The sequence below is a fragment of the Saccharopolyspora sp. NPDC045839 genome, assembly GCF_056431645.1.
The window spans coordinates 26,333-40,767 of sequence record NZ_JBWKKH010000054.1; the positions used below are offsets into that span (position 1 = coordinate 26,333).

The window sequence follows — 14,435 nt, forward strand, 5'->3', positions numbered from 1 at the left end:
GCAGAAAGAGCCTGGAACCCCTCTCTTGGTCACAGACGGGAAAAGTTGCCCATGCCGGTGTCTCCGGTGCCGTCGACGGCGTTGAGCAGTTGCTGGTAGTCCTCGTCCTGCTGGCCGACCATCTGGGTGGTACCGGCCACGCCCTGGGCGAGGTCGACGAGGATCTGCGAGAGGTTCTTCCAGATCTGCTCGAATTCCTGCTGCTTGGAGACGGCGGCCGTCGATGCGCCACCCATCCACGCGGCACCGGCGATGGACATGTAGTCCCCGCTGATCTGCCTGATCAGGCTGCTCGCGTTGTCGTACGTGTCGCCGATCGCGGTCTGCAGCTGCGTCGTCTGTTCCGGTGTTAGCTTGAGATCGGGCAACTCCGGTCACCTCTCCAGGTGGGCAGTGGTTTGCCCACAGGCTATTCCGGTGCGCTGCCAGATCCCGGATAGCCGGAAATCGCGGCCGCCAAGGCGATTTCGCAGGTCACACCCGCGATTGCGGGGCTGCCTGCGGGAGAACTACGGGAGCGCCGACGCGGTCTGCAGCGCCGCCGCCGGGTCCAGCGTCGGGCCGGCCGGGATCCGCTGCACGAGCTCGGCGGGCATCGACACGGCGTCGGCCGGGCTGAACCCGAGCACCTCCAGCACCGCCTCGGACGGCACCGGGAAGCGCAGGCCCAGGTCGGTGACGATGTGGTACGACCCGGCCGGATCGGTCGCCGACGCCTTGGCCCGGACGACCACCACGCCACCGGCGGGAACCAGCACCCGGTCCGCCAGCTTGGTGCCCTCCGGCGTCTCCGCGCTGGTCGCGATGCCCGCGTCGAGCACGCCCGCGTCGCCGCCCAGCGTGATCTCCGGAGCGGTAGCGGCATCCAGCGTCCGCGCGCACAGCGTGGCCCGGCGTTCGGCCGGCACCGGGGCGAGTTCCGGCACGTCAGCGGGCTTCGCCGATTCCCCGCTGGGCGCGGACAGCGCGTTGGTGACCGGCGCCGAGTTCGCCACCGACGGCGCGATCGCCACCGGCTCCACCGGGTACTGGCCGCGCACGATGCGCACCTGCAGCTCGGTCAGCGGGGCCAGCCCGTCCGAACGCACCAGGTAGTACTGCTCCCGATCGCCGATGGGGTGGTGCACCAGGTCGCCGACCTGGTGCCCGCTGAGCACTGTGGACGGTGCGCCGAAGTCGTCGATGGTGATCGGGGCGATGTCCTGCCCGGCCGGAAGCCCGTTCAGCCAGGCCGTTCCGGCGTCCAGCACCACGGCCTGCGGCCCGAAGATGGCGCGGATGACCTGCTCCGGCTTGACCGTGTCATCCTCGTTCCCGACGATCCGGTACCGGTGGTTGCGCCAGATCAGGTAGTTCATGTGGTCCTTGGCGTCCCGGGCCAGCACCGCCCGCTGCTGCAGCGGCAGCCCGCCCGCGAGGGAGCCGCCGACGAAGAGGGTGCTGGTGGTGATCGGCCCGCCGGCGGCGTTGCGCCCCGGGACCGAGCACATCGTCCACCCGTCCTTGAGCGCGAACTGGGCTTCCGGCAGGGAGTCCGGCGCGCCCGGGATGCCGACCACCGCGCGCCGCGGCACGCCGGTCAGGCTCTTGCCCGACACCCGGTGCACCTTGGCGTCCTTCTTCCCGGCCAGCAGCTTGGCCGAGGTGAAGTTCAGGGTGGGCTGCAGGGCGCCCTGCCGGTAGACGTAGCTCGCGCCGGTCTCGCGCTCGACGACCACCGATCCCTCGGCCTGCCAGGCGTTGCCGCCGACGCCGGTGAACACGCCGTAGACGCCGAAACCGGCCGCGACCAGCACCGCGATCATCACGCCCGCGAACGCGGCGCCGACGCCGCGGCGCAGCGGCGTCAGCTCGGGATCGGTCTCGCGCACCACCAGCGCGGACACGACCCGCTGCATCATGAACTGGTACGCCTGCAGCTGGTCTCGACGATTAGCCACGGTTCAGCCCCGTCTCCCGAGTTCGAGCACGTCTGAGGCGACGTTCCGGCAGGTCAGGCCCCGTGCGTACTTTGTGCTGCCATAGCAGCAGAAAGTACGCACGGCCCGTGACCGGCGGAAACACCGCGAAACTCCAGAAACCACCACGGCTTCCCCGCCTCAACCGATGGAAGCCATGAGGCTTTGGACGTAGGTGAAGAAGCCGGTGATGTACGCCGCGTACGGGATCAGCGCCAGGACCGCCAGGACGTCCGTCCAGTCGGCGATCCGGCCGAGGTGCGGCGACGGGGTCCGCTGCGCGTACACCACGCCCGCCGCCGCGACCAGCAGCGCGACGATCACCAGCGCCAGCAGGGAAAGCGCGAGGCCGAGGGTGCTTCCGAAGCCCGTGATCAGGCTGCCGGCGAATCCGGCCGCCACCGCCAATCCGGCCACCAGCAGCGGAATTCGCTGCCGCGGGATCGGGAACAGCCGCGACCGCAGCAGCAGCGCGGCGGCGGCCAGCGCGAGCATGGTCAGGCGCGCAGCGCCGCCGTGCGCGAGCAGCGGCGGAACGCAGAACGCCGCCGAGACAGCCAGGCCCAGCAGGAGGCCAGTGAGGATCTCGTCGGTGCGGCGCGCCGCGGCGAAGACCGTCGACGTCGGCGCCGCCGGTTTGTCGGCGAGCATGTCTGCCGCGCGCTGCGGGAGTTCCGGCACCGGCAACCGTCCGAGCCGGATCGCCAGCAGCGGATATCCCGGCAGCAAAGCGATTCCCGCGGTCAGCACCACGGCCGCCGCCGCGTCCGCGCCGAGCCAGCCGCCGAGCGCCGCGCCCAGCGTGCCGAGCAGTCCGATCGCGATCGCGGCCACGAACGCGCGGGCTTCGGCCGCGACGCCGACGTAGCCGGAGATGCCGAACACCAGCAGCGACACCGTGCCGACCAGCAGCTGCGCGCTGCCGAACTGCAACAGGCCGACATGCGCGGGGGCCGTGATCAGCAAACCGCCCAAAAAGGCATACGGCAGGCCACATCCGGCGAACAAGGCACCCGCGCGGGCGTCCGGCACCGCACGCGCGACGACGATGCCGAGCGCCGTCAGGACCACCGCGGCGGCCAGCATGACCAGCCCCGGAGCCAGCCAAGGTCCCTTGAACAGCAACGTGATCAGGTTGCCGCCGAGCAGCAGCACAGCGGCGACGACCAAACCGCAGCGCCGGGTCGCGACCCGGCCCCAGCTTCGTCCATTTCGCCTAGCGCCGCTGGCAATTGTTTCCACCAGATCGTCGTATTCGATTTCCGGCCATTCGGACTGACCCGGAACCAAATGGAGCACTTCGCCGTCGCGAATTTCCTGCGCACCCAGGGTTTGCCGCGGGTCGAGCCGTTCCCCGGTGGGGCGGCGCAGCGCCCAACCGCCGTGCCGTTCACCGGCATCCGCCGCGTCGTCCCCGGCGTGGCGCAGGATGTAGGGCAGCAGCTCGGCGACTGCGACATCCTCGGGCAACGCGACGTCGATTCCGCGCTTCGGCGTGGATATCGTGACTTTCGCCAGAGTGATGCCCAATGTGGACGACATGGCGCTCCTCCGGGAGAGGCGTGAACTCGAATTCGCTAGGAGTGTCTCATCGATGATCTGCTCGGCGGTGTCGATAACGTAACCTCGGACGCCACGGGGGTCCGGGATCTCCGTCTAATGTAGGTCCGAACGCACCGCGCTCGGGCCACCGTCGGCGAGGCGCCCCAGCGGAACTTCGCCAGCAGCGTAGCAATTCGGATCGCGGCAGCGGGATGGCGAGATCGCGCCCGCGCCGCAGGCGATCTGGAGGTCTCGGTTTTGGGAACGATCATCGTCCGGCGGCCGTTGCGGCGTCCCGCCCCGGACCTGCCCTCCGGCGAGCTGGTGCTCGACCCGCCGCCGGAGAACCCGCCACCACCCGGCCGGAACTGGACGCGGGTGCTGATGGTGCTGCCGATGATGGCGGGCATGGCTGGCATGGCGCTGCTGATCGGCGCCGGGCGTTCGGGGCCGCTGATGTACGTCGCGGGCGGGCTCTACGGCGCCGCGATGCTCGGCATGATCGGCTTCCAGGTGATGAGCCAGGTCGGCCAGGGAGCCAGCAAGCAGGAGATGATCGCCGAGCGCCGGCGGTACATGCGGCGGCTGAGCCAACTGCGGGCGCAGGTGCGCGACACCGTGGAACGCCAGCGGCACGCGATGTTCTACCGGCACCCGAACCCCGACCAGCTGTGGTCCACCGCGCACAGCGCCCGGTTGTGGGAGCGCCGCCCGAACGACTGGGACTACACGGTCGTCCGGATGGGGCTCGGCCCGCAGGAGCTGGCGACCCGCCTGGTGCCGCCGGAAACCCGCCCGGTCGACGAGCTCGAACCACTGTGCGCGATGGCGCTGCGGAAGTTCGTCACCACCTATTCGACGGTGCCCGACCTGCCGGTCGCGGTGGCGCTGCGCGGTTTCTCCCAGATCTACGTGACCGGTGACCGCGAGGCCAAGCGGGCGTTCGCCCGCGCGGTGGTCGCGCAGCTGGGCACCTTCCACGCGCCCAGCAACGTGCTCACCGCGTTCTGCATCCACCCCGCCGAGCGCGACGCGTGGGACTGGGCGAAGTGGCTGCCGCACGCGCTGCACCCGGCCAAGACCGACGCGGTCGGCCAGATCCGGCTGGTGGCGCCGAGCGTCACCGCGCTGGAGGCGATGCTCGACGACGTGCTCGCGAACCGGCCCCGCTTCAACCCGGGTTCGATGCCGATCGAAGGCGCCGCGCACCTGGTGGTCTTCCTCGACGGCGGCGACACCTCCGGCTCCGAGCACCTGATGATCGAGGGCGGCGTCGAGGGCGTCACGCTGATCAACCTGGCCACCGACCCGCCGCGGGTGCTGGACGCCACCACGCTGGTCCTCGACATCGCCGCGGACGGCAGCCTCACCAGCCGCACCATGGACGGCACCGGATCCGTCGGCCGCGCCGACGCGTTCGACCTCGACGGCATGCAGGGCCTGGTGCGATCCCTTGCGCCGATGCGGCTTTCCGCGCTGTCCACCGGCGACCAGCCGCTGTCCGGCTCGCTGGAGCTCACCGACCTGCTGGGCCTCGGCGACCCGTACGAGTTCGAGCCGGCGAAGAACTGGACGGCCCGCTCCAACCGGGACAAGCTGCGGGTTCCGATCGGCATCACCGCCGACGGCCGCCCGATGGAGCTGGACCTCAAGGAATCCGCCCAGGACGGCATGGGCCCGCACGGCCTGCTGGTGGGCGCCACCGGTTCCGGCAAGTCGGAGCTGCTGCGCACCCTGGTGCTGGCGCTCGCGGTCACCCACGACTCGGAAGTCCTCAACTTCGTGCTCGTCGACTTCAAGGGCGGCGCGACGTTCACCAAGCTCGACCGGCTGCCGCACACCAGCGCGGTGATCACCAACCTCGCCGACGAGCTGCACCTCGTGGACCGGATGCTGGACGCGATCCAGGGCGAGCTGATGCGGCGGCAGGAACTGCTGCGCAAGGCGGGCGACTACGCCTCCCAGCGCGACTACGAGCGCGCCCGCACCGCCGGGGCGCCGCTGGAACCGCTGCCGTCGCTGCTGGTCATCGTCGACGAGTTCTCCGAACTGCTCACCGCCCGGCCGGACTTCATCGACATGTTCGTCCAGATCGGACGCGTCGGCCGCTCGCTGGGCGTGCACCTGCTGCTGGCCTCGCAGCGCCTGGAGGAGGGCAAGCTGCGCGGCCTGGACTCGCACCTTTCGTACCGGGTCGGCCTGCGCACGTTCTCGGCGATGGAGAGCCGCGTCGTGCTCGGCGCGCCCGACGCCTACGAGCTGCCGCGCTCGCCCGGCAACGGTTTCCTGCGCTCCGGCACCGAAGAACTGCTGCGGTTCAAGGCCGCCTACGTCTCCGGTCTGCACCAGCGCGGCGTGGTCAAGCGCACCGACGACGAGGGCCGGCAGATCGACCCGGTGCAGGACTACTCCACGCGCTACCTGCGCCCCCGGGTCACCGAGGAGCTGCCCGCCGAGACCGCCGAGACCGAGCAGGTCGGCGACACCCTGCTCGACGTGCTGGTGGACCGGCTGGAGGGGCAGGGCAAGGCGGCGCACCAGGTGTGGCTGCCGCCGCTGGACGAGCCGCCCACCCTGGACCAGCTGCTCGAACCGCTGGTCGTCGACCCCGAGCGCGGGCTGACCACCGGCAAGGAGGAGCTGCGGGGCAAGCTGCGCGCCGCGGCCGGCGTCATCGACCGGCCCTTCGACCAGCGCCGCGACCTGTGCTGGCTGGACCTCGCGGGCGCGGGCGGCAACGTGGTGGTCGTCGGCGGCCCGCACAGCGGCAAGAGCACCGTGATCCGCGGCATCATCGGCAGCCTCGCGCTCACCCACACGCCGGACGAGGTGCAGTTCGTCTGCCTGGACTTCGGCGGCGGCGGGCTCACCGGCATGCGCGACCTGGCGCACATCGGCAGCGTCGCGACGCGGCGCGAGACCAACCAGGTGCGCCGCAGCATCGCCGAGGCGCTCGCGCTGCTGGCCGAGCGCGAGGCGCGGTTCGCCGAGCACGGCATCGACGGCATGGGCACCTACCGGCGGCTGCTGCGCGAGGGCCGGTTCCCGGAGGACCGCTTCGGCGACCTGTTCCTCGTCGTGGACGGCTGGATGACGCTGCGCAGCGACTTCGAGTCGCTGGAGCCCGCCGTCACGCAGCTGGTGAACCGGGGCCTGGCGTACGGCATCCACGTCATCGGCAGCTGCAACCGGTGGATGGACCTGCGGATGAACATGCGCGACGTGTTCGGCAGCCGCATCGAGCTGAAGCTGGGCGACGCGGTGGACTCCATGCTCGGCAGGCGGGAAGCGGCGGGCGTGCCCGAGCAGTCGCCGGGCCGCGGGCTCGCGCCCGACGCCGGGCAGTTCCTGGCGGCGGTGCCGCGGGTCGACGGCAGGTCCACCGCCGAAGAACTCTCCGACGGGGTGCGGCACTTCGTCGACTCGGTCAACGAGGCGTGGCCCGGCGACCGCGCGTCCGGCGTCCGGCTGCTGCCCGCCGAGCTGCCGTACGCGGCGCTGCCCGAGGCCGAGATCGCCTCGCCGCGCGGCATCGCGGTCGGCATCTCCGAGGCCGATCTGCAGCCGGTGCACCTGAACTTCGAGGTGGAGCCGCACCTGATGCTCTTCGGCGACGTGGAGTCCGGCAAGAGCACGTTCCTGCGGTCGCTGGCGCGCAGCATCATGACCCGCTACCGCCCGGAGCAGGCGCAGATCGCGGTGGTCGACTTCCGCCGCAGCCTGCTCGGCGTGGTGCCGGACGAGTACCAGGTCGGCTACGCCAGCGCGGCGAACGCCACCAAGGAGATGGTGCAGCTGACCATCCAGGCGATGCAGAAGCGGTTGCCGGGCCCCGACATCACGCCCGAGCAGCTGCGCAACCGCAGCTGGTGGCAGGGCCCGGAGCTGTTCATGCTGATCGACGACTACGACCTGGTGGCGCCGAACCCGCACGACAACCCGTTCACGAAGCTGCTGGACTTCATGACGCAGGGCCGCGACATCGGCCTGCACCTGGTGCTGACGCGCCGGGTCGGCGGCGTCGCGCGGGCGGTGTTCGACCCGGTGATCTCCCGGGTCCGCGACCTGGCCTCGCCGGGCATCCTGCTGTCCGGCAACCCGGAGGAAGGCCCGGTGTTCGGCAAGCTCAAGCCGGAACCGCTGCCGCCGGGCCGCGGCTGGCTGGTCACCCGGGCCCGGGGCAACGAACTCGTCCAGTTCGCCAACCTCCCACCAGAGCACTGACTTCTTTTAGGCCGAACTCGTTCTGCGTGGCGGTGCGGGTAGCGGAACCTCAGACGCCGCCTAGCTGTGGGATCCCCGACTTACGTATGTCCAATACGCGGCATCGGGGACTGGTCTCGCCCAGTAGCCCAGTAAGGGCGGGCACAGCCTGAGAACCCGCGGCGGTGCACGTTGCGTGCGTGGGCTAAGCGGCTACGCCGCTTCAAGGACAAAGAACAAAGCCGGCATCCGCCGGGGGGTTGACAGCGGGTGGTTTGTTGAGGGGAGCGGGGTTCTCCGCCCCACGCGCGACGAAGGGGACGAGATGGCGGTTCCGGATCCGGACGGCCGCGGTGGGCCGAGCTGGCCCACCAACGGCGAAAACCTCAAGGCCGACCCCAGTTCGCTGCGCGGTTACGGCACGAACGTCGCGACCATCGGCAAGAACCTGCAGTCCGACACCATGGGCGGCGCCATGAACATCAACGGCGTCGGCGACGACATCTCCATCAGCACCGGCGGTTTCCCGGAGGGCGCGCAGGCCGATCAGCTGATGGCCCGCAACGCCCAGGAGATGATGCGGTTCCTGCAGGACATCCGGCAGAACCACCTGGCGATCTCGTCGGTGGCGCACATCTGCGCCGACCTGTACGAGGACACCGACGCCGCCAACGGCGTGCGGCTCTCCGGCGTCGAGTGGGCCTTCCACGAGCCCGGCGCGGAGCGCCCGCCCGGCGCTCCCCCGTACCTCAAGGAGACGATCGCCGACAACATGGCCGACCAGCCCAAGGGCCTCGGCAAGCTCGGCGACGAGAAGCTGACCGGCACGCACCACTTCTCCGGCGGCGTGGTCTACATGTACGAGTCCAAGGACGGCCGGACCCGCAGCGTGGTGCAGACCGAGGGCGGCATCACCGAGACCGGCTTCGACAAGGACGGCAACGAGAGCTACAGCACGACGTCCAAGCCGAGCGGCGCGATGATCACCAAGACCTACGACGAGAACGGCAAGGTCGTCAGCACCACCAACCGCACCGTCGACTCCAAGAAGATCGCCGGCGGCCGGGACGAGGTCACCACCGTCCGCACCAAGCAGACGGGCAAGGACGAGACCGTCGTCGAAGAGCACAAGGTCACCAAGAAGTACTCGGACGGCACCGAATCCCGGCACTACTACAAGGAAGACGAAGACGGCAAGCGCAGCGACGAGCGCCACATCGGACGGCAGCCCAAGCGGGTCACGCCGGAGGACTGGGCCGACGAGGCGCGTCGCACCATGAAGGAGAACCGCCGGATGGCCGGGGGGATGTGATTCGGATGGCCGGACCCGCGGACGACTACTACGGCTACAACTACGACTCGCTGGAGAACTACTCCAACGGCGGCGGCGCCGGGCCGATCGGCCCGGACGAGCTCTACTACAGCGGCCAGACCGACACCGGCAAGGACTACACGCCGGGGCCGGATTCGAAGCGCGCCGAGGGCACCGACATCAAGGAGATCCGCCGGCAGATCATGGGCGAGCAGCCCGGCACGGCCGACGAGCGCGGCGACCAGTTCGCCAACGTCGCGACGATGCTGTCGCACGTGCAGACCCAGCTGCGTGGCCAGACCGAATCGCTGAAGGCGGAGTGGGATTCCCCGGCGGCCAAGGACGCGTTCCTGAGCAAGGTCGGGGAAACCCTGGCGTACCTGGAGGTCTGGGAGAGCGCGGCGAGCCGCACGGCGAGCGGCCTGCACGGGCTCGCCGCGGCGATGCGCGAAGCGCAGGAGGACATGCGCGCGCTGTGGACGGAGTACAAGCAGGACCTGCGCGACGTCAACACCAGCTTCCAGCAGGAAGTGTCGATGGAGGGCTACAGCAGCGCCGCGTGGGAAAAGGCGTTGGACAAGTCCCACGAGAAGTACAACCAGAAGGCCCGCGAGCTGGCCAGCCGGACGGCCGACAGCTACGCCCCGTACATCACCAAGCTGGCGCTCGGGCGGGCGATGAAGGTCGACCCGCTGAACGCGATCCAGCACCCGGGCGCGCTCGGCCTCCCGCTGCCGAAGCTCCCCGCAGCCCCGGGCGGTCCCGGAGGCCCCGGCGGCATGGCGCCGCCCGACGGAGCTCCCGGCGGGCCGAACGGATTTGCGCCGCCCGGCGGACCGAACGGCGCTGCGCCGCCCGGTGGCGACGGTCCTGGCGCGCCTGCGGGCGCACCGCCGCCCGCCGCAGCGCCGCCCGGAGCACCGAAGGGGTCGGCGCCACCCGGCCAAGGTCCCGGAACTCCCCCGGGAACAGCGCCACCGAACGGCGGACCAGGCCAAGCGCCGCCCGGCCGGGCACCCGGGATGCCGCCGGGCACGGCACCTCCCGGCCAGCCACCGGTCGGAACACCACCGCCGGGCCGAGCACCCGGAATGCCGGAAGGCGCGACGCCGCCCGGCAAAGCACCGGGCGGCCCGGCACCAGGATCCCCGCCGTCGCTCCCCGGCGGCGGGAGCACACCCGACGGCAGCGCACCGCCTGCGCTCGCCCCACCGACCGCGCCGGGCACCGGGCCCGTCATCGGCAACCCCTCCCCCGGTGCGCCGATCGGCACCCCGGCGCCCGGCGCACCCGGCGCTCCTGGCACGCCGGGCATGACTGCGCCGGGCGATGCCGCGCCCGGCAGGCCGCCCGGCACGATCAACGGCACGGGAGCGCCGGAAATCGGCGCGCCGAACGCACCCGGCACGGGCACTCCGCCGGGAACGTTGACTCCGCCGCCACCGGGCGGTTCGGGGGCGCAGCCACCGAAGCAGCAACAGGGCAAGATCCTCGGTCCGCGCATCGGAAACCCAGGTCTGGAAACGCCTTCCGACCCCGAGGCGGGCACCATCCGGCCGCCCGCGGGGCAAACCGCGCCGCCACCGGGCGCACCGGGCTCACGGCACGATGGCCGATCGGCGACGGGTTCGCCCGGCTCCCGGCCTGGAGGCCGACCGGCGACGGGTTCGCAGGCGGAGGTTCCCGAGGCGTTCCTCCCGTCGCCGAACGCCGCGCCTTCGGTGCTGGGCGGCGAGCAGCGGCGAACGCGCCCGGGCAGCAAGGCGGAGTCGCCGGACCACCACTCCGGCAGGAGCGACGTTCCGCCGCCGGTGCTGAGCAACCCGCGCCGCACCGGACCGCTGAAGACGTTCACCGAACGCCGAGCCCAGCGGAAGCGCGAACGCGAGAAGAAGCTGAAGCCGCAGCCGACTTCGGAGTTCGCGGTCGACCTGCCGCTGAGCACCGCGCCGGTCCTGGAAGCCAGGACCGCACCGGAGGTCGACGTGCAGGCGGAGCTGGGCGCCCAGGTGCCCGCCGCGCTGCGCGACCGGCCGTCGGTGCTCGCGGCGCACGAGCCGGAGGACATCGGCGCCGACCGCGCGGCCCGGCGCACCCGGCCCGCGGAAACGCCTGCGGACCAGGACGCCTGGGAGGTGGAAACGCCGGGCGGCCCGGTGGTGAACGGCGAAGCGGAGTACCGCTACCGCCCGGAACCGGAGCCGACCCTCAACGGCAAGGCCTGACACCGGTGCGCTGAGGACCCGTGAGTGCTTTGGGGCGCTATAGAGGCTGTTTTTGAAGTGTTGTGGCTGGTTGTGATACACGGCTCGTGCTCGTGATGGGGCGTGTCGTGGCCGCAGACAAGAGCGGGTTCTTGCTATCGCAGAGGTTGTCTAAGCCGACCGCGATCACAAGAACCCGCCATGTCATTGAACCCCGCACCGGCCGGCGTCAGCCGGCCGGGGTGTTGCTGTACCTGTGGCTGTCTGACACGCCGCCGTCGTTACAGCACCGATCTCACCGACGAGCAGTGGAAGCTCCTGGAACCGCTGCTGCCAGTCTCTCTGGCCGCCACTTCGGTGGGAGGACGACCGGAAAAGCACTACCGCCGCACCATGATCGACGCGATCTTCTACGTGGTGAACAACGGCAACAAATGGCGTGACCTGCCCGCGGACTTCCCACCCTGGCAAACCGTCTACGGCCTGCTACGCCGATGGTGCCACGAGCACGCCACCGCCGATCTGGTCGACCTGCTACGGGCCCGGCTGCGCCGAGCATCGGGCCGCAACCCCGTAGCCAGCGCCGGATGCATCGACTCCCAGTCGGTCCAGGAAAGCGCCGAAGGCGTCGTGGGAGTCGACACCAGCGGTTTCGACCCCCACAAGAAGGTCAACGGCCGCAAACCCCACATCATCACCGACACCCTCGGCCTGCTGGTCTCAGTCACAGTCACCCCGGCCAACGTCCAGGACCGCGACGCGGCCTGGTGCCTGGTACGCCACGCCGCCCTGCGCGGCCTCACCCATATCTGGGCCGACCAGGGCTATCTCGGCGACTGGATCACCCACGCCAAGGCCCTACTGAAGACCACCATCGAGATCGTCTACCGCATCCCCGGCACAACGGGCTTCCAGGTCCTGCCCCGCCGCTGGGTCGTCGAGCGCAGCTTCGCCTGGATCACCCGCCGCCGACGCTGCGCCCGCGACTACGAACGACTCCCCCAACACCACGCCACCATGGTCCACTGGGCCGCCATCATCCAGATGACCCGCCGCCTCACCCGCCTACCACACACCACCCAACAAGATCCAAAACAGCCTCTATAGCGACGCAAAGCACTCACGGCCCAGGTTCCCAATTTTAGGCAAAATCGGAAGCCCACCCGCGCGGTCCGGAAGCTCCCAATTTTAGGCAAAATCGGAAGCCGATTCGCCCCGGTTCGCCCGCTTCATAAGTTTCCAATTTTAGGCAAAATCGGGACGGGCTCAGGTCGGCCGGCCTCCAGGAAGCGGGGTGGCCGGCCGGCGCGAGGGGGAGGGGAGTCGCGCCGACCGGCCCGCAGGACCCGTCCGCCGCAGGTCGGGGGCATCGGCGGCCGGGCCCGGGTCTGGTGCCGTCAGAGGCGCCGGAGGGCGTCCAGTATCCGGCGCTGAACTTCCAGCGACGGCACCTCGTCATCCGATGTGGACGGTGGTGGCTGCGGTTCGCGGAGCCGGTGCCGACCGCTTTGTTCTCGTTGTTGTCGCTCGGCCTCGACGTGCGCGATGAGCTGCCACACCGTCAGGGCACCCTCGCCGCCACCGGCGTGCTGCGGGCGGTAGGACTTCCAGCACGTGATGATCAGGTAGAGCGCGACAACACCGGTGATCCCGGCGATCCCGGGGAGCACGGCCAACACGTCAGCAGGTCCTTCCGGTAGCAGGGTCGGGAAGCTGTCGAACTATTCGGTGCGCCTCGGCATCGCAGTCACCGCACGTCGACCACAACCAAGCGATCTCGGAGTTGTCGGCGAACAACGCCTGACGGCACAAGGTCGAAACGAGAGTCCCGGACGGATAGGCCAAAGCCCCATCAGGCCGCCGATCAGTACTCGCATGCCGCAACCCACCAGCAGGAACCCAGTGGAAGGGATATGGCTGAAAAAGTCGCATGACCACCACTCCGGTCTTGGTCGAAGCTGGTTCAAGTGGATCTGTATCCAGAGTGCTGGATCTGATCCAGTCGCACAATCGCTCGTCCAGGCGATCATCGACGCTCGATCGCGTACCTAGGATTGGTTCATGACCCGATCCAGGCCCGGCAATCCCAAGGCCCGAACGCTCGGCGCCGAGCTGCGAAAAGCGCGAGAAGAAGCCGGGATCGGCGTCCGCGAGCTGGCTCGGATCCTCGGTTGCGCACATGCGTGGGTCACGCGAAGTGAAGCCGGAACGCGCATCGCCACGCCAGAAGACGTAACGGCGATCGCGGTCGCCCTCGGCATCGCGGGAGCCGAGCGCGAGCGCCTCGTGGAGCTGGCCCGCGAAGACAGCGGCCCCAACTGGCTCCGAGCCGGAATCCCCGGCGTGCACCAAGACCTCGCCACGTTGATCAACTACGAGCGCACTGCCAAGTCAATATTCGAAGTAGCGCCGCTCGTGATTCCAGGTCTCCTGCAGACTCCGGAGTACACGCGCGCCGTCATGGTCGACTGCACGCCGGGCGAGCTCGAAACGCGTGTTGCGATGCGCGCCTCGCGGCGCGACATCCTCAGTGCGCGGAAGGCGCCCACCTTCGAAACCCTGATCCTGGAAAGCGCGCTGAAGGCGCCGATCGTCGATGCGGAAGCGATGGCGGACCAGTACCGCCACCTGCGGAAGATCGCAGAACTCGAGAACGTGACCATCCGGATCGTCCCGCTGCAGCCGCCGCGATGGACACCGGCGCACAGCGGCCAGTTCATGCTGTTCGAGTTCCCGAAAGCTCCACCGCTGGTCCATCTGGAACATTTCGCGTCCGCCGCGTTTCTCACCGCACCGGGCGTCGTAACTGCCTATTCGGAAGCGCTGAGTACTCTCCGTGCCGAATCGATGGATCCCGATGACTCGATGGAGTTCATCGCTGCGTGCTTGACCAGAGCAGAGGAGACCGCACAGTGATGGAACAACCGACTGGCTGGCGCAAGTCCCGGTTATCCAGCAACAACACCGCGTGCATCGAGGTCGGCGAGTTACCCGACGGCGCCGCAGTCCGGGACAGCAAGGACCGCGCCGCCGGGTACTTCGTCACCGACCGCGCGCAGTGGTCGGCCTTCATCACCGCCGTCAAGAACGGCCGCTTCGAGCACTGAGGCTCGATGCCCTTGAGCATCTCGTGCCGGTGGCAGGGTGCTGGGCGGCGGTTTTTTGCCAGAACAAGGCACGCCAAAGAGCGGAAAAGACAGGTTTCTCTTCAAAAAG

General features: G+C 69.8%; 10 protein-coding genes. 6 read left to right on the forward strand and 4 right to left on the reverse strand.

Annotated features, from left to right (window positions below):
- Positions 1-29: 29 nt before the first annotated feature.
- The 3 genes from AC07EQ_RS41010 to eccD all read right to left on the reverse strand — a co-directional run bounded on the left by AC07EQ_RS41010 (position 30) and on the right by eccD (position 3,500).
- Positions 30-368, reverse strand: a complete 339-nt coding sequence (locus AC07EQ_RS41010; protein WP_132494485.1) for a WXG100 family type VII secretion target — start codon at positions 366-368, stop codon at positions 30-32.
- Between the two features lie 141 nt (positions 369-509).
- On the reverse strand, positions 510-1,940 hold the full coding sequence (eccB, locus tag AC07EQ_RS41015) for a type VII secretion protein EccB (RefSeq protein WP_478393191.1): 1,431 nt from the start codon (positions 1,938-1,940) through the stop codon (positions 510-512).
- Between the two features lie 159 nt (positions 1,941-2,099).
- Complete coding sequence (eccD, locus tag AC07EQ_RS41020; protein ID WP_478393192.1) at positions 2,100-3,500, reverse strand: type VII secretion integral membrane protein EccD; 1,401 nt, start codon at positions 3,498-3,500, stop codon at positions 2,100-2,102.
- A 258-nt stretch (positions 3,501-3,758) separates the two neighbouring features.
- On the opposite strand from eccD, the gene eccCa reads away from it, so the two are divergent.
- From eccCa to AC07EQ_RS41040, 4 genes are all read left to right on the forward strand, one after another.
- Positions 3,759-7,724: a type VII secretion protein EccCa gene (eccCa, locus tag AC07EQ_RS41025; RefSeq protein ID WP_478393193.1), complete on the forward strand. Its 3,966-nt coding sequence runs from the start codon at positions 3,759-3,761 to the stop codon at positions 7,722-7,724.
- A 304-nt stretch (positions 7,725-8,028) separates the two neighbouring features.
- A complete protein-coding gene (locus AC07EQ_RS41030; protein ID WP_478393194.1) occupies positions 8,029-9,015 on the forward strand; it encodes a hypothetical protein in 987 nt (328 codons plus the stop codon).
- 5 nt (positions 9,016-9,020) lie between these two features.
- Entirely contained in the window at positions 9,021-11,240 is a 2,220-nt protein-coding gene (locus AC07EQ_RS41035) for a WXG100 family type VII secretion target (protein WP_478393195.1), read from the forward strand.
- 180 nt (positions 11,241-11,420) lie between these two features.
- Positions 11,421-12,326, forward strand: a complete 906-nt coding sequence (locus tag AC07EQ_RS41040) for an IS5 family transposase (RefSeq protein ID WP_478393196.1) — start codon at positions 11,421-11,423, stop codon at positions 12,324-12,326.
- A 290-nt stretch (positions 12,327-12,616) separates the two neighbouring features.
- On the opposite strand, the gene AC07EQ_RS41045 is transcribed toward AC07EQ_RS41040, so the two are convergent.
- Positions 12,617-12,898: a hypothetical protein gene (locus AC07EQ_RS41045; protein WP_478393197.1), complete on the reverse strand. Its 282-nt coding sequence runs from the start codon at positions 12,896-12,898 to the stop codon at positions 12,617-12,619.
- 382 nt (positions 12,899-13,280) lie between these two features.
- Between AC07EQ_RS41045 and AC07EQ_RS41050 the strand changes: the two genes are divergently transcribed.
- Both AC07EQ_RS41050 and AC07EQ_RS41055 read left to right on the forward strand, forming a co-directional pair.
- Positions 13,281-14,135: a helix-turn-helix domain-containing protein gene (locus AC07EQ_RS41050; RefSeq protein ID WP_478393198.1), complete on the forward strand. Its 855-nt coding sequence runs from the start codon at positions 13,281-13,283 to the stop codon at positions 14,133-14,135.
- Entirely contained in the window at positions 14,135-14,326 is a 192-nt protein-coding gene (locus tag AC07EQ_RS41055) for a DUF397 domain-containing protein (protein WP_478393199.1), read from the forward strand. The genes AC07EQ_RS41050 and AC07EQ_RS41055 overlap by 1 nt, the downstream gene beginning before the upstream one ends.
- Positions 14,327-14,435: the final 109 nt, after the last annotated feature.